15 protein-coding genes are annotated in these 14,643 nt (G+C 50.3%); 3 read left to right on the top strand and 12 right to left on the bottom strand.

Translation table 11 applies throughout. The features are described 5' to 3' along the window. Positions 1 to 98 precede the first annotated feature (98 nt). The 4 genes from ACJHWK_RS14050 to ivbL form a co-directional block, all read right to left on the bottom strand. Entirely contained in the window at positions 99 to 581 is a 483-nt protein-coding gene (locus ACJHWK_RS14050) for a hypothetical protein (protein WP_038428612.1), read from the bottom strand. A 1,077-nt stretch (positions 582 to 1,658) separates the two neighbouring features. Further along, positions 1,659 to 1,949 carry an acetolactate synthase small subunit gene (gene ilvN, locus ACJHWK_RS14045; protein ID WP_001181706.1) on the bottom strand — a complete coding sequence of 97 codons (291 nt, stop codon included), beginning with the start codon at positions 1,947 to 1,949 and terminating at the stop codon, positions 1,659 to 1,661. A gap of 3 nt (positions 1,950 to 1,952) precedes the next feature. Next, complete coding sequence (gene ilvB / locus ACJHWK_RS14040; RefSeq protein WP_001521691.1) at positions 1,953 to 3,641, bottom strand: acetolactate synthase large subunit; 1,689 nt, start codon at positions 3,639 to 3,641, stop codon at positions 1,953 to 1,955. 105 nt (positions 3,642 to 3,746) lie between these two features. Further along, the gene (ivbL, locus tag ACJHWK_RS14035; protein WP_001300753.1) at positions 3,747 to 3,845 is read right to left on the bottom strand and encodes an ilvB operon leader peptide IvbL; all 99 of its coding nucleotides are present in this window, start codon (positions 3,843 to 3,845) and stop codon (positions 3,747 to 3,749) included. Between the two features lie 564 nt (positions 3,846 to 4,409). Between ivbL and tisB the strand changes: the two genes are divergently transcribed. After that, complete coding sequence (gene tisB / locus ACJHWK_RS14030; protein WP_000060506.1) at positions 4,410 to 4,499, top strand: type I toxin-antitoxin system toxin TisB; 90 nt, start codon at positions 4,410 to 4,412, stop codon at positions 4,497 to 4,499. A 123-nt stretch (positions 4,500 to 4,622) separates the two neighbouring features. On the opposite strand, the gene ysdE is transcribed toward tisB, so the two are convergent. Further along, the gene (gene ysdE / locus ACJHWK_RS14025; protein ID WP_211180519.1) at positions 4,623 to 4,697 is read right to left on the bottom strand and encodes a protein YsdE; all 75 of its coding nucleotides are present in this window, start codon (positions 4,695 to 4,697) and stop codon (positions 4,623 to 4,625) included. An 81-nt stretch (positions 4,698 to 4,778) separates the two neighbouring features. Between ysdE and emrD the strand changes: the two genes are divergently transcribed. Then, positions 4,779 to 5,963: a multidrug efflux MFS transporter EmrD gene (gene emrD / locus ACJHWK_RS14020; protein WP_001306726.1), complete on the top strand. Its 1,185-nt coding sequence runs from the start codon at positions 4,779 to 4,781 to the stop codon at positions 5,961 to 5,963. A 7-nt stretch (positions 5,964 to 5,970) separates the two neighbouring features. On the opposite strand, the gene ACJHWK_RS14015 is transcribed toward emrD, so the two are convergent. Genes ACJHWK_RS14015 through ACJHWK_RS13995 form a run of 5 tightly spaced genes read right to left on the bottom strand, consistent with a single transcriptional unit; the run spans position 5,971 to position 10,429 of the window. Beyond that, positions 5,971 to 6,468, bottom strand: coding sequence for a radical SAM protein (locus tag ACJHWK_RS14015; protein ID WP_000148043.1), 498 nt, complete (start codon positions 6,466 to 6,468; stop codon positions 5,971 to 5,973). After that, positions 6,465 to 6,827: a DUF202 domain-containing protein gene (locus ACJHWK_RS14010; RefSeq protein WP_001113432.1), complete on the bottom strand. Its 363-nt coding sequence runs from the start codon at positions 6,825 to 6,827 to the stop codon at positions 6,465 to 6,467. The genes ACJHWK_RS14015 and ACJHWK_RS14010 overlap by 4 nt, the downstream gene beginning before the upstream one ends. Continuing rightward, positions 6,817 to 7,164, bottom strand: a complete 348-nt coding sequence (locus tag ACJHWK_RS14005) for a YidH family protein (RefSeq protein ID WP_000703959.1) — start codon at positions 7,162 to 7,164, stop codon at positions 6,817 to 6,819. Before ACJHWK_RS14005 ends, ACJHWK_RS14010 begins: the two co-directional genes overlap by 11 nt. 59 nt (positions 7,165 to 7,223) lie before the next feature. After that, on the bottom strand, positions 7,224 to 8,717 hold the full coding sequence (locus ACJHWK_RS14000; RefSeq protein WP_001521692.1) for a sulfatase-like hydrolase/transferase: 1,494 nt from the start codon (positions 8,715 to 8,717) through the stop codon (positions 7,224 to 7,226). Then, positions 8,714 to 10,429 carry a solute:sodium symporter family transporter gene (locus ACJHWK_RS13995; protein WP_001521693.1) on the bottom strand — a complete coding sequence of 572 codons (1,716 nt, stop codon included), beginning with the start codon at positions 10,427 to 10,429 and terminating at the stop codon, positions 8,714 to 8,716. Before ACJHWK_RS13995 ends, ACJHWK_RS14000 begins: the two co-directional genes overlap by 4 nt. A gap of 166 nt (positions 10,430 to 10,595) precedes the next feature. Here ACJHWK_RS13995 and ACJHWK_RS13990 point away from each other — a divergent pair, with 166 nt between their 5' ends. Further along, positions 10,596 to 11,489 carry a helix-turn-helix transcriptional regulator gene (locus ACJHWK_RS13990; protein ID WP_001521694.1) on the top strand — a complete coding sequence of 298 codons (894 nt, stop codon included), beginning with the start codon at positions 10,596 to 10,598 and terminating at the stop codon, positions 11,487 to 11,489. Here the strand turns inward: ACJHWK_RS13990 and ACJHWK_RS13985 are convergent. Together ACJHWK_RS13985 and ACJHWK_RS13980 are read right to left on the bottom strand one after the other, a co-directional pair. Next, positions 11,486 to 12,808 carry a 6-phospho-alpha-glucosidase gene (locus ACJHWK_RS13985; RefSeq protein WP_001521695.1) on the bottom strand — a complete coding sequence of 441 codons (1,323 nt, stop codon included), beginning with the start codon at positions 12,806 to 12,808 and terminating at the stop codon, positions 11,486 to 11,488. The genes ACJHWK_RS13990 and ACJHWK_RS13985 overlap by 4 nt on opposite strands. Further along, complete coding sequence (locus tag ACJHWK_RS13980; RefSeq protein WP_000952127.1) at positions 12,808 to 14,424, bottom strand: PTS sugar transporter subunit IIB; 1,617 nt, start codon at positions 14,422 to 14,424, stop codon at positions 12,808 to 12,810. The genes ACJHWK_RS13985 and ACJHWK_RS13980 overlap by 1 nt, the downstream gene beginning before the upstream one ends. Between the last annotated feature and the right edge of the window lie 219 nt (positions 14,425 to 14,643).

The raw sequence follows: 14,643 nt of genomic DNA, 5'->3' as shown, positions 1-14,643 counted from the left end.
TCAAAAATCGCTCATTTTTTTTCAAAAAGACTGTTTACACACAGACGGTTAACAATACGCGTTCACCTTAATGATAAACGCGATTTATCAGGCAAAAATCATAAATCAGCAGTTGTTGCGGCACCGAAAAATGTAAAAGTGACTTTATCGATTTTGGAGTTTTGTTCGTCGACCCTACCGGTAGTAAAATAACGAGAACACTGAAGCTTAACTTCATTTCCAACATTATTAACCGCCATCGAATACATCTTCTGACTAAACCCATTTATAGTAAAATCCATTTCATTAAGATACTTTCCAGACCCAAAAAAAGCATTTCCTGATTTTTTTAAATGCAATGTTAATGAAGTGGCACCATCCAAACTCTTTGAGAGTAACTCGCGAACATCTTGAGATGTATGTTGTAAGCGAGTCTGATAGCCTTGTGCGGAAGAATAATAAAAACATGTAATCCCCTGAGGACTGGCTAAGCAAGCGATTATTTCATCAATCTTATCATCCGTAATATTACCGTTTGATTGTTTTAATAATTCTCTTACCTCAGCACAATCATTAACATCAAAGCAAAGCTGTTTAACCATTTCTTCAAGTGTGTTTTGAATATATTTTGGATCTTGTTCAATTTTTTCAATTTTGTTTGCAAACTTTTTAAGAATATCTTTACTTAACTCAACACCACAGCAAGTTATTTTTGCAGCACCACTTGGTTTAGTTTGTTCTTTTATACATCTATGAGCATCCATAGTCATAGAGTGTAAATAATCCTCAGTAATATCAATTTTTTCCTGAACAGGTAAATGGCCCTCATCTTTTTGAATTCGCAGGTTTAATAAATCATATGTATTACTCACAATGTCTGCAGGCATTTCGTAACTACAATCCGTATTCATCATAACAATACTATTAACTAATTTTTTCCTCAAAACCGTGTCAGCAGAATGTGTTTCTAACGCAGCAGTTTTTTCAGACAGCGATTTGATAATAGTCGCCACAGCCACTCCAGAATATGATGTTTCTTTTACTATTTTTTTTGTATTTTTTTCACCTGCATCAAACTGTATAACTTTAAAGGATTTGCCACCTGTTTGTTCGATTACGGTATATTCGTTCTCTCCAGTTGCCGCCATCCAGGTACGATTACCATTATTTTCAGTGCCTGGCATAGGGTGAAAATAGTTAAGGATTTCGGTATTAACACTGCGAGAACCGGACATAATATTTGCTATTAAGCGTTTTATTTCCTGTAACATCCATTTTGCGAAATTACTGCCAGGTGAATATTTTTTCTCGTTATTTGTGATATTAAGCTCAGCAGCAATAATTCTATTTTTATCCAAAAAGGTGGAGGGGCAGGGATTTGACATCATTGTTCCGCTGTTTATAGGGCTTGCCATAATATACCTCACGATGAACCATTAATTAATAGAATGCTGGTCATGACCACTGGTATAGACAGCAATCAGAATTTAACACCATCGCTGGAAATTTTTAGCCCTAACTGTCAACCCCCTGGTTATCGGTGCAGCGACTTAAATTAACGTCCTGGGCTAATAAATTGTGCCTGAGATGGTCTCTGGCACAATTTCACCCTATATATCTGAACGGATCTATCAAAAATCGCTCATCAGTAACCCCCCCGAGCGGTTTAATATTGCTCCTTACTGAAAAAACACCGCAATCTTGTTAAACATTGTCGGATCGGACTGATTACGCTGCACTTTCACCACATCTTCCAGCTTATCGATTTGGCTTATCATCTGCTCCAGACGCTGGTCGTCATTGACCAGTAGCCAGATATGGCTTTTGTCGCTGTCCTGAATCGGCAGGCAGAGAATGCCTTCGACGTTAAAAGCGCGACGGGCAAAAAGGCCACAAACGTGGGTCATTACGCCCGGATGGTTGCGAACGGTGAGCTCCAGAATTACGTTGTCATGAGTTGTGTTTTGCATGGCTTATTCCCCCACCATTTCAGTATTCGCCGCACCTGGCGGCACCATCGGGTACACTTTTTCTTCGGCATCAATGCGCACATGGATCAGCGCCGGACCAGGGCGATTGATGATTTCCTGCAATGCAGCCTGCGGATCGGCTTCGTTATTCAAATCACAGGTTTCGAGGCCGAATCCGGCGGCAATCTGCATAAAGTTGATTTTTCCCGGATAGGTAGCGGCAAAAACGCCCTGCTTGTAGAACAGACTCTGTTGCTGATGTACCAGCCCCAGCGCTTCGTTGTTCATCAGAATGATTTTGACATCCAGCTGATTTTCACTGGCGGTCGCCATCTCCTGAATATTCATCATCAGGCTGCCGTCGCCGGAGAAGCACAACACTTTGCGATCCGGGTTCGCCAGCGCCGCGCCAATCGCCGCAGGCAGACCAAAGCCCATCGTGCCCAGCCCACCGGAGGTCAGCCACTGGCGTGGGCGATTGAGCGGATAAGCTTGCGCGGTCCACATCTGATGCTGACCCACATCGGTGGTGATAATCGCATTGTCATCGACACAGGCGGCAACGGCGTTGATCAGGCCGTAATGGCTTAATGGATCGCACGCTTTCGGGATTGGACACGGGAATTCGCGCTGCAAATCCGCTACCAACTGGTGCCACTCTGCACGCGGTTGCGCTTCCACCTGCGGGATCAGCTGCGCCAGCACGTCATCAACATCCGCCTGAATCGCTACGTGCGGCTGCTTGATTTTACCCAGCTCTGCGCGGTCGATATCGACATGAATAATTTTGGCATTCGGGCAGAACTGCTCGGTTTTGCCAATCGCCCGGTCATCAAAACGCGCGCCGAGAACAATCAGCAGATCCGCCTCCTGCAAGATATAGTTGGTGCTGCGCACGCCGTGCATTCCCAGCATACCCAGCGACAACGGATGCGCTTTTGGCAACATGCCCAGCGCCATTAAAGTCATGGTGGTAGGCAGCTGCGCTTTCTCCGCCAGTTCACGCACTCGCGCAGGCGCATTGATCACACCACCGCCCAGATAAAGCACCGGGCGTTTGGCAGCATTAATCATTGCCGCTGCGTCACGAATGCTTTCTTCGCTAAAGGCGGGCGCGACGGCTTTTTCTGCCACCGCGGGCTGTGCTTCAATCTCAAAAACTGCCGTTTGCACATCCTTAGGAATGTCTATCCACACCGGGCCAGGGCGGCCTGATTGCGCAATACGGAAGGCATCGCTCATGACCTGCGGGAGTTCTTCGATATGTCTGACCAGATAGTTGTGTTTGGTGATGGGGATAGAGATGCCGTAGGTGTCGACTTCCTGGAAGGCGTCGGAGCCAATCATCGAGGCAGGAACCTGACCGGTGATGCAAATCAACGGGATGGAGTCCAGCCGCGCATCGGCAATGGCGGTCACCAGATTAGTCGCACCCGGTCCGCTACAGGCCATACAGACCGCCGGTTTACCGTCGGTGCGCGCCATTCCCTGAGCGATAAACCCCGCGCCCTGTTCATGGCGAGCCAGAATATGACGGATTTGCGTGCTTTGGCTTAAGGCATCGTAAACAGGCAGGATAGAACCGCCCGGAATGCCCGTCACAATCTTAATGCCCTGCTGTTCCAGGAAATGAACGATAAATTCTGCGCCGGTAAAGCGCTTACGCGTTGATGTTGTGCCCGAACTTGCCATGCTCCAGTCCTTTTCTTCTGGGCCGACTTTCCGGGAGGTGCTTAAACGAAAAACCCCGCCCGGTTTGCGCCGGCGGGGTTTTGGAATCGTGTGTTGTTCCAGTCCCTACGGCGCATTGCCGACGACCACCACCACACGCACGACGACCACTGCGGCGGATGGCGCAGTTGGTAGTAGTTTTGCGTTGAGCATGGAAGTAGTCATTGGGGACCTTGTTGGTTTTGTGTTTAACAATATTTATACAAGCACAGCTTTACAGGGGAGACAATGGAAAATTTTTCAGCAAGGGAAAATTGAGGGGTTGATCACGTTTTGTACTGTACTGCAGGTAACAAAAAACCCCGCCGGAGCGAGGTTTCGTCAGCCGCCCGCGGCTGGTAACCGCAAAGCACACTGTATTATGTCAACACAGAAAGTATACGTGTTCCGCGCAAAACGCGCAATTTCGGCACGAATTTTGACGTATTTAGTGCATAGTTGAGTATCGATCACAGTTTGCGTTTTGTCCAAATATTACTGTTTATTTATACAGCAAACTTCTATAATATCACTGTACGCAATGTGTTATGCGGGGGCCGCATCGTTACCCGGCGCACTAAGTCCTGGCTGAAACGGGTGGTGCCGTCAGCGCCTTAACCCCGCGTGAGCACACTGTGTTATGTCAACGAGCACAACGTTTCTCCTTGAGATACCGCGTGCACAACAGCTGGCAACAGGCAGCGGAAAGGTACGTCAGCTGGCAGTGCTCCTGAACCACAGGAGACGCGTATGAGCCTGGTGGATATCGCCATTCTTATCCTCAAACTCATTGTTGCAGCACTGCAACTGCTTGATGCTGTTCTGAAATACCTGAAGTAATTCAGATTCAAGTCGCACCAAAGGGGGGCGGGTAACCGCTCCCCTTTCATATTTAGCGTGCGGGTTGGTGTCGGATGCGATGCTGATGCATCTTATCCGCCCTACCATCCCTCCCGGCAACATTTATTGCCGCTTTTGTTTACATATTCTGCCGCTAAACAATTCCCCATTCCTGGCGTATATCTGGCTAACATTTATCAATGTGATAGATTCCTCTCCCGCATTTATGGGAATGCGTAGTGACTTATTCTAATTATTTTTATAAAAGCATCCGTGATAATGAAAAGGCATAGAAACGTCAATTTGTTATTGATGTTGGTATTACTCGTGGCCGTCGGTCAGATGGCGCAAACCATTTATATTCCAGCTATTGCCGATATGGCGCGCGATCTCAACGTCCGTGAAGGGGCGGTGCAGAGCGTAATGGGCGCTTATCTGCTGACTTACGGTGTCTCACAGCTGTTTTATGGCCCAATTTCCGACCGTGTGGGTCGCCGACCGGTGATCCTCGTCGGAATGTCCATTTTTATGCTGGCAACGCTGGTCGCGGTCACGACCTCCAGTTTGACAGTATTGATTGCTGCCAGCGCGATGCAGGGGATGGGCACCGGCGTTGGCGGCGTAATGGCGCGTACTTTGCCGCGTGATTTATATGAACGGACACAGTTGCGCCACGCTAACAGCTTGTTAAATATGGGGATTCTTGTCAGTCCGTTGCTCGCGCCGCTAATCGGCGGTCTGCTGGATACGATGTGGAACTGGCGCGCCTGTTATCTCTTTTTGTTGGTACTTTGTGCCGGTGTGACCTTCAGTATGGCCCGCTGGATGCCGGAAACGCGTCCGGTCGACGCACCGCGCACACGCCTGCTTACCAGTTATAAAACGCTTTTCGGTAACAGCGGTTTTAACTGTTATTTGCTGATGCTGATTGGCGGTCTGGCCGGGATTGCCGCCTTTGAAGCCTGCTCCGGCGTGCTGATGGGCGCGGTGTTAGGGCTGAGCAGTATGACGGTCAGTATTTTGTTTATTCTGCCGATTCCGGCGGCATTTTTTGGGGCATGGTTTGCCGGACGTCCTAATAAACGCTTCTCAACGTTGATGTGGCAGTCGGTTATCTGCTGCCTGCTGGCTGGCTTACTGATGTGGATCCCCGACTGGTTTGGCGTGATGAATGTCTGGACGCTGCTCGTTCCCGCCGCGCTGTTCTTTTTCGGTGCCGGGATGCTGTTTCCGCTGGCGACCAGCGGCGCGATGGAGCCGTTCCCCTTCCTGGCTGGCACCGCGGGCGCGCTGGTCGGCGGTCTGCAAAACATTGGTTCCGGCGTGCTGGCGTCGCTCTCTGCGATGTTGCCGCAAACCGGTCAGGGCAGCCTGGGGTTGTTGATGACCTTAATGGGATTGTTGATCGTGCTGTGCTGGCTACCGCTGGCGACGCGGATGTCGCATCAGGGGCAGCCCGTTTAAGCTCACGTCACCGCAGCATCGTCATCAGCTCCATGGGAGAACGATGCTGCTTTATCAGATCACGCATCACCCGCATATGCGGCGCAGAGTAAGAATAAAACGCCTGATAGCCCGCACAAAGCACGCTGTCTGGCATCTCCTCCCGAGCGTGCGGACACAGCAGATGCCAGTCGCACGCCTGGCAGCCACGGCGCGGTTGCGGGTTTTCGCTGCCACACCATTTTTGTAAGGTGGCGTCAAAAAGCTCAATCGAGATACGACTGATATCTGCCCGCACCCAACACTCAAACAGGGCAATTAAAAATTTCCCCCACAGCTCTGCTGTCACCGAAGCGGCCGTCAGATCGCCCCGGTCATCAAATTCAAGATGGGGAATGAGCTGTACGGAGCGGATACCCCGTTGTTTGAAATTGTGATAAAAATCGGCAGGTTGCAGAGCATCCTTGTACTCTACAACCAGTTTATGCCTGTCCTCTTCAGCATCAATGACCTGACTTCCTGTCATGCGACTCTCTCAATAAATACGATAAGTTGATGTATATGCGTTACAGCAAACAGTATTGCGAGAGATAACACCGCGAGGGAGATCAAAAATTTGTCACGGACTACGTGAAATTGGGAAAAATCGCTATTCGTGACATCCATTAAATTACGATTACGGGTGTAGTGCCAGAGGATCAGCGCCACGATGGCGAGGATGCCAATCGAAATCCAGAATAACATGCCCGCCTGGTGCCAGTTGTGTTTGATAGCCAACGCCATCAACGCGCCGTAGCCCAGCATGGTACGAAACCACGCCAGTGATGTACGCTCCGGCTGCAGTCCTGGGTCGGCAATGCGTCTGGCTTTGCGGCTATCCGGCATACAACACCAGCCCCATAACGATCACCGCTACGACCATCAATATTAAGCTGATGATTAATAAGCTGTTGGTGTAGGGCAGGTCCTCTTTCAGACGCATCGCTTTTTCATTGCGTAACCAGCGCAGGTAGCCATACATCGCTAACCCGCCGGAAAACAGACACAACAACAACGCCAGCAGTTCGCGAATGACGGGCGTGGCGAAATCTGGCGCAAGTTGATCAAGCCCAACCCCCGCCGCCAGAAAGCCTAGTGCGGTACGGATCCACGCCAGAAAAGTACGCTCATTAGCCAGCGAGAAGCGATAATCAGGTGCTTCTCCGAGGCGGGAAATTTTCATTGTTGCTCCTTGTAAACTGTTCCTCGCCGAAAAAGTAGGCCAGGAACAGCAATAATGCATCAGAACTTCTGTTTTTTCTCTTCCACCTTCACCCCTTGTGTCGGTAGGCCAGTGTCATAGTCGCGTACTACTGGCGAATAGCCATCTTGTGGGCGTGGACGAAATGCCCCCATCCAGCGCGGCTGTGCATCTTTACGCCACGGACGCAGGCTCCATTGATAACTGCGGAACGGATCGCGAATTTTGTCCATGTAATCCAATAAGGCGTCATGCATTTTGCTGCGAACGTCTGCAAAACGGATATCATCGATCAGGTTATGCATTTCATTTGGGTCATTACGGCGATCGTAAAGTTCATCACTGGTGAAGAGGTTGAGCACCAGTTTAAAGTCATCCGTCACCCAGCAACGCACCGGAATAAAACCGCCAAAGCTGTCATGCTCAATCTCGTAGCGGTTAAATTCCACCATTACGCCGCGTGGCTCTTTCACTGCAAGGATATTTTCCCCCAGCAGAATCTCTGGTTTTTCAATATCTGCCAGCGCCATCATTGTCGGCAGTAAATCGATATGACTGACTGGCGTATCGACCTGTCGCCGCTCCCCTTGCGGCGAACGGATGATCAGCGGAATACGGGTGATGTCGTCATACATCGCCGCTCCTTTACTGATCAGCTTATGTGCACCCATCATTTCACCGTGATCGGAGGTATAAATGACCCACGTATTTTCACGTTGCTCTGGCGTTAAGGCATTGATGACCCGTCCGATTTGGTCATCAACAAAGTCATTGCAGGCAAAATAGAGCGGATGGTGATAAAGCCCGTCATCACCTACTGGCGATGGCATCGCCTGCGCCCATAAGCGGTGATGTTCCGGTTTGTTCGCCAGGTCATCCTGTGATTTCTCGCCAAGTTCGTAGTAAAAATCAGCGTATTTCTCTAAATACTCCACCGGACAGGTGAACGGGTGATGCGGCTCATCATACGAAACCACCATCAGGAAGGGTTCCTCGGCGCGCGCGGGCTGTTGCAGAAAATCTACCGCCCGATTGCTGATGCGGTGCGCCCAGGTGAAGGTTTCGTCGATATGGTTCGCCTGTAAATCCTCAACGCTGTTTAGGCCATTGCGCCACAGGCTGATCTCTTTTTCCGTCAGTTCGCTAAGGTAGTTCGCCCCATCGAACCAGTAATCAGCGTCCCACTCCGGCGGACACTCGCCAGTGCCGAAATAGTCATGACCGTCGAGATGCCATTTGCCGATGTAACAGGTGTGATAGCCGGCATCCTTAAAGTAGCGTCCCATAGTGGAGATGTTTTTGCCCGGCGCGACGTTGTTGGTCCACGGGCCGGACTGGTTAGCGTAGATACCGGTAAACAGCCCGGCGCGCGCTGGTGTACAAACCGGTGAACAGGTGTAGGCGGAATTAAAGCGAATACTTTCCGCCGCCAGACTATCAATATTTTGCGTATTCAGCGGCTTACCGCTATAGCAACCGACCATATTGGTGGCCTGGGTATCGGTCATGATGAACAGAAAATTGGGGCGTTTCATAGGCTATCCTTCGCGTCGGGAGTAAAGGTTACGGCTGGGTCGTGACGATGCCGCCAGCTGTCAAAAATCAGGTAGACAATCACTACGGCAGCGATGAAATAACTGATCATCGCTAACCAACGCGTACCGTAGCCGCCGAATTCAGCCAGCCCGGCATAGACGCCAATCATCGCGAACAGGATGCCAATTGACGCGATCTTGACGTTTTTCCACGGTTTCATGTCCACCGCAAACGCATCTTTGAAGGTGAACGGCGTGGCGCGCGGTTTGAGAAAACCGATCACCAGCATCACGACCACGTTGATGCAGAACGTACAGGCCAGCACATAGAGGAAATGGAAGTCGAACTTCACCAGATAGTTGATGGTGATGTAGCTGATTATGCCAATCCCCATCGCCACTTTTGCCGCCAGCGCCGGGATGCGCGGGAAGAAAAAGCCCATAATGATGATGGTAACCAGCGGCACGTTGTAAATGCCGTTGAGCTGTTTCATCCAGCTATACAGCCCCTGCGGCGCGTTGGCGATCCACGGCGCTACCAGCACCGAAACGATAGCGATAAAGAAACCAAATTTGCGCCCGACGGTGACCAGCTGTTGCGGCTCGGCATTCTGGTTAATGATGCGACGGTAAATACCCATACTGAATAACGTACTGGCGCTATTCAGAAAGCCGTTGAAGGTACTGATCACCGCACCAAATAACACCGCGCCGAAGAAACCCACCAGTGGCACTGGCAGAACGTTATTGACCAGCGTCGGGTAGGCCATGTCGGCTTTCGGTAGATCCTGATACAGATGAAACGCAATCAACCCTGGCAGCACCAGTACCAGCGGGTCGAGCATTTTCAGCACCGCCGTTAACAGCGCCCCCTTTTGCCCTTCCGCCAGGCTTTTTGACGCCAGCGTGCGTTGCACGATGCCCTGATTTGTACACCAGTAAAAGGTGTTCACCAGAATTAAACCGGTAAATGCCGCGCCAATCGGCAAGGGATCGGTCGGGCCGCCGACTGAGTTTAATTTCTCGGCGTGAACGGTGGTGAGTTGCTCAATGCCCTGCATAAAGCTGCCCTTGCCCATCGCGATCAGGCCAAATATCGGCACCATCAACCCGCCGATAACCAGACCAATACCGTTAATGGAGTCCGCCACTGCCATTGCGCGCAGTCCGCCGATCACCGCATACAAAATTCCCGCCAGACCAAGCAAAATTACCAATAGCCAGATAGCCGCACCGTGAGAAATCTGTAGCGATTCCCCGACGTGAAACAGGCTGTTGAGCGCCAACGCGCCGGAGTAGAGAACAATCGGCAGAAAGCAGACGCCGGTGGCAATGAGGAAGCAGAAGTCGATGATAATACGCGTCGTTTTATCATAACGTTCCTCCAGAAAATCGGGGATGGTGGCAATGCCGCGCTTCAGATAGCGCGGTAAAAAGATTAGCGCGAGGAAGATCAGCGTCACCGCTGAAGTCACTTCCCAGCCCATCACCGACATGCCGCTTTTGTAGGCCTGCCCGGAAAGACCAACCAGTTGTTCCGTGGAAAGGTTGGTTAGCATTAACGAAGCGGCAATAACCGGCGCTTTTAGTGAACGTCCGGCAAGAAAATAGCCTTGTTGCGATCCGGTATCTGTTTTGCGGACCTTCCACCAGGTGATCACCGCCACCAGCAGCGTAAAACCGACAAAACTCAAGATTTGTAACGAATTCATCTCATAGCCCTTATTTATGTTTATGTCCCGGACGCATGAATATAGGGAGAGGTAAAATGCGTCGGGTCAGGCAGTCAGATTCTTAAAATACAAACATCGTATCCCTGAACGGATTGTTTTCTGTTAAGTTCAGGTTGTGAGCATAATTCGCCGGAGGGATATTAAAATGAATGGAAACTTGCAAAGTTCGGATGTAAAAAACGAAACTCCGTACAATATTCCCTTATTGATTAACGAAAATGTGATCTCCAGCGGAATTTCTCTGATCTCGCTCTGGCATACCTACGCCGACGAGCATTATCGGGTGATCTGGCCGCGGGACAAGAAGAAACCGCTTATCGCCAACTCATGGGTTGCGGTGTATACCGTACAAGGATGTGGGAAAATTCTTTTAAAGAATGGTGAACAAATAACTCTGCATGGCAACTGTATTATATTTTTAAAGCCAATGGATATTCACTCTTATCACTGTGAAGGTTTAGTCTGGGAACAGTACTGGATGGAATTTACCCCCACCAGTATGATGGATATTCCCGTTGGTCAGCAAAGCGTTATTTATAATGGCGAAATTTATAATCAGGAACTCACCGAAGTTGCTGAGTTAATTACTTCACCAGAAGAAATAAAAAATAATCTGGCAGTCGCTTTTCTGACGAAAATTATTTATCAGTGGATTTGTCTTATGTACGCAGACGGTAAAAAAGATCCACAACGGCGGCAAATTGAAAAACTAATTGCCACTTTACATGCCAGTCTGCAACAACGCTGGAGCGTAGCTGATATGGCTGCCACGATCCCCTGTAGCGAAGCCTGGTTGCGTCGTCTGTTTTTACGCTATACCGGCAAGACGCCGAAAGAATATTACCTCGATGCACGTCTGGATCTGGCGCTATCGCTATTAAAGCAACAAGGGAACTCGGTTGGCGAAGTCGCTGATACGCTCAACTTCTTCGACTCCTTTCATTTCAGCAAAGCCTTTAAACATAAATTTGGTTATGCGCCGTCAGCCGTGCTAAAGAATACGGACCAGCACCCAACGGATGCCAGTCCACACAATTAACGTAACTCTGGCCAGTACGCTTTGTTGGCCTCCAGCAAATCATCCAGAATAGCTTTGGCGACCGAGGCGCTCGGTACCGTTTTCGACAACGTAATCGCCTGCCACAGGTGCTGATATGAACGCTGTTCCCAGGCGTCCACGACCAGTTTTTCCACCGCCACTTGCTGACTCATTAACCCTTTCTGAAACTGCGGGATATCGCCGACCACCAGTGGTTCTGGTCCGTTGTGCCCGACCAGACACGGGATCTCGACCATCGCTTCATCATCAAAGTTATGGATTGCCCCGTTGTTAGGCACAATCAGCAACATCCGCTCCTGAGTGTTGAAGGCAATTGCCGCCGCCAGATCGACGATGTATGACGCATGTTCGTCAATTTCCAGCTTGCCCGCCGCTGAATTTCCTGCCGCCGTAATGGCGCGGCAAGCATCGAAAACCTGTTTCTCGCGATGTTCCATCACCTCATTCGCGCGGGTATGTTCAGGGTTGGAATGCTGAACGACATAATCCGGGAAGAGATAATATTTCAGATAGGTATTCGGTAATGTATCCGGGTCCAGAGCCTGGACATCCCGCGCTTTTGCATAGGTGTCGTTCCAGCTCGCTTCAGTATGTGTATCTTGCTGCGGTGGAACATAACCGTGCTTAGAGACATATTGCCGCAGCTGGGGCATCAGGTCGTTGCCCTGCAAATCTTCAATTGATGTCCACCAGCCAAAGTGGTTCAGGCCGTAGTAGCGCACGCGCATATGTTTGCGATCTTGCAGCCCAACAATTTGCGCCATCCGGCTTTCAATACCGATTGGCATGTCACAGATGTTGAGGATTTTCGCATTCGGGCGCAGACGACGCGTGGCTTCTGCGACAATAGCTGCCGGGTTGGAGTAGTTGAGCATCCAGGCATTTGGTGAATATTTTTCCATATAATCCACCAGTTCCAGGACGCCGCCAATGGAACGCATGCCGTACGCTATTCCGCCGGGTCCGCAAGTTTCCTGACCAACAACGCCGTGGCGCAGCGGGATTTTTTCATCCAGTTCGCGCATCGGGTATTTGCCGACGCGGATGTGCGCCATGACAAAATCAACGTCGCTGAATGCCACTTCAGGATCGGTGGTGTAACTAAACGCAATGTCCGGCGCTTTTTCTTTTAGGATGACTTTACAGGCTTCGGCAATCACTTCCTGCCGCGCGCCATCGTTATCATAAAATTTCAGTGCACGAAGCGGGAAACGGTCCTGATTCGCCAGGAGCATCAACACGATGCCTGGCGTAAAGGTGCTTCCACCGCCTGCGACAACCACTGAGAATTTGGTCATTATACTGCCTCCGTAATGGCAACATTTTCTGCTGATTGATGAGAATTAATTAAGCTATCGAGCTGTTCACGCAGCTGGGATACATGCAGACCAATGATCACCTGAATGGCATCGCCACTACGGAAGACGCCGTGCGCTCCCAGCTTTTTAAAGACTTCGTCATCCAGCGTTTGTGACATGTCATGCAGTGCAATCCGTAGACGCGTCGCGCAATTGTTGATGCTGGAGATATTGCCGACCCCGCCCAGGGCTTGCAGGATACCGGCAGCCTGATCCAGCTCTTTTTTTGGCTCTGCAGCGGTGGTTTGGCCTCGCGAGGCTTTGTATTCGGCTTTTGAGTAGAGTTTCACTTCCGCATCTTCACGTCCCGGCGTGCACATGTTGAATTGCAGAATCAGGGTGCGGAAAACCACGAAGTACAGCAGGGTAAAGCACAACCCAATGGCGATTTGGGTCAGCATCATATCCGCGTGGTTGCTGAACATCGGGATCCAGTTTTGCGGTAAAACCTGGTCAATCAAACCACCGCCCATGTTGCCCACCACACCAAAGAGATACATTACGGTCGACATTGAGGCCGCCAGCACGGCGTGTACTGCAAACAGCAACGGTGAAATGAACAGGAAGGTAAATTCCAGCGGTTCGGTAATTCCCACCAGCATGGCGGTTAAGGTTGCGGGAATCAGCAAGCCCGCCACTTTTACCCGATTTTCCGGTGCGGCAGTGAAGTACATCGCTAAAGAAATGCCCACGGCACCAAAAATTTTTGAGTTACCGTGCAGGGCAAAACCGCCTTCCGGGAACAACGATTTCAGCGGCTCGGCGCTCAAACTGAACTCTTGCAGATGCTGCGCCCAGTACATCTGAATGCCGCCTTCAACAGCTGCCGGACCAAAGATAAACGGTCCGTAGATGAAGTGGTGTAAACCGGTTGGGATCAGAATACGTTCGAGGAAGGTGTAAACCCAGACCCCAAGCGCACCCGCCGAACGCAGGAACGCTTGCAGAGATTCAATTCCCATTTGTACTTTTGGCCAGCCGAGCAACGTCAGCCAGGCGCAGGGGATCATCACCAGGAAGGCGATAATCACCACATAAGATGTCCCCTGGAAAATGCCGAGAAACACCGGCAGTTTTTTATCGAACAGACGGTTATGCAGCGCCGTCACAATGCCGGAAATGATAATTGCGCCGATAATGCTGGTATCGAGGGTTTTAATCCCGGCCATCATTGTCAGACCGCTACCTGCCACCGCGTCCTGAGTGAAATCGACGCCGAAGTAGCTTCCCCAGGTCATTCCCATCGCGTTGATGAAATAGTTCCAGGTCAGGAAACTCACCATCACCGCCAGACAAGCTCGCCCCTGCGCTTGCTTAGCAAGGCCAATGGGTAAACCGACAGCAAAAATCAGCGGCATATTACGGAATACCGTCCAACCGCCCTCTTCAATAATATGTACGATTTGCGCGAATAAACTGTTCGGATCGGTCAGTGATTCCCCGACAAACATCGGGTTTTGCAGCAAGATGGCAAGACCCACCACAATCCCGGCGAAGGGAAACAGCAGCACTGGCGTGAACATCGCGCCGCCAAAGCGTTGAATTTGACTGAGCATTTCCACATCCTCTTTTCTCAATTCTGTAAGTAGGAAGCCTGATTGGTTATGCGGCAGGCCTGGAGCGAGGATAGGAAGATGCGATCGGCAGAACATGACGACCCAGTGGGATTCGTGATCGCTTTCATGCTTTTCGTTGGGCGGTAGAGATCTACGTTTTCGCAAAAAAGTAGACATCTGTGAGCACTGGTACACAGCAACGAACACATCTTTAAAAAA

The organism is Escherichia sp. WS547 (assembly GCF_046486065.1).
GTDB lineage: Bacteria > Pseudomonadota > Gammaproteobacteria > Enterobacterales > Enterobacteriaceae > Escherichia > Escherichia coli.
Note: the sequence above shows the minus strand (reverse complement) of the source record. Positions and strands in the feature narration are given on the sequence as shown.

Bases quoted from the DNA above. Each gene is read 5' to 3' on its own strand.
- ACJHWK_RS14010 (WP_001113432.1), bottom strand. From the start codon at position 6,827: ATGCCGGATAGCCGCAAAGCCAGACGCATTGCCGACCCAGGACTGCAG.
- ACJHWK_RS13995 (WP_001521693.1), bottom strand. From the start codon at position 10,429: ATGAATTCGTTACAAATCTTGAGTTTTGTCGGTTTTACGCTGCTGGTG.
- ACJHWK_RS14015 (WP_000148043.1), bottom strand. From the start codon at position 6,468: ATGACAGGAAGTCAGGTCATTGATGCTGAAGAGGACAGGCATAAACTG.
- ACJHWK_RS14000 (WP_001521692.1), bottom strand. From the start codon at position 8,717: ATGAAACGCCCCAATTTTCTGTTCATCATGACCGATACCCAGGCCACC.
- ilvN (WP_001181706.1), bottom strand. From the start codon at position 1,949: ATGCAAAACACAACTCATGACAACGTAATTCTGGAGCTCACCGTTCGC.
- ilvB (WP_001521691.1), bottom strand. From the start codon at position 3,641: ATGGCAAGTTCGGGCACAACATCAACGCGTAAGCGCTTTACCGGCGCA.
- tisB (WP_000060506.1), top strand. From the start codon at position 4,410: ATGAGCCTGGTGGATATCGCCATTCTTATCCTCAAACTCATTGTTGCA.
- ACJHWK_RS13990 (WP_001521694.1), top strand. From the start codon at position 10,596: ATGAATGGAAACTTGCAAAGTTCGGATGTAAAAAACGAAACTCCGTAC.
- ivbL (WP_001300753.1), bottom strand. From the start codon at position 3,845: ATGACTACTTCCATGCTCAACGCAAAACTACTACCAACTGCGCCATCC.
- emrD (WP_001306726.1), top strand. From the start codon at position 4,779: ATGAAAAGGCATAGAAACGTCAATTTGTTATTGATGTTGGTATTACTC.
- ACJHWK_RS14050 (WP_038428612.1), bottom strand. From the start codon at position 581: ATGGTTAAACAGCTTTGCTTTGATGTTAATGATTGTGCTGAGGTAAGA.
- ACJHWK_RS13980 (WP_000952127.1), bottom strand. From the start codon at position 14,424: ATGCTCAGTCAAATTCAACGCTTTGGCGGCGCGATGTTCACGCCAGTG.
- ACJHWK_RS13985 (WP_001521695.1), bottom strand. From the start codon at position 12,808: ATGACCAAATTCTCAGTGGTTGTCGCAGGCGGTGGAAGCACCTTTACG.
- ACJHWK_RS14005 (WP_000703959.1), bottom strand. From the start codon at position 7,164: ATGAAAATTTCCCGCCTCGGAGAAGCACCTGATTATCGCTTCTCGCTG.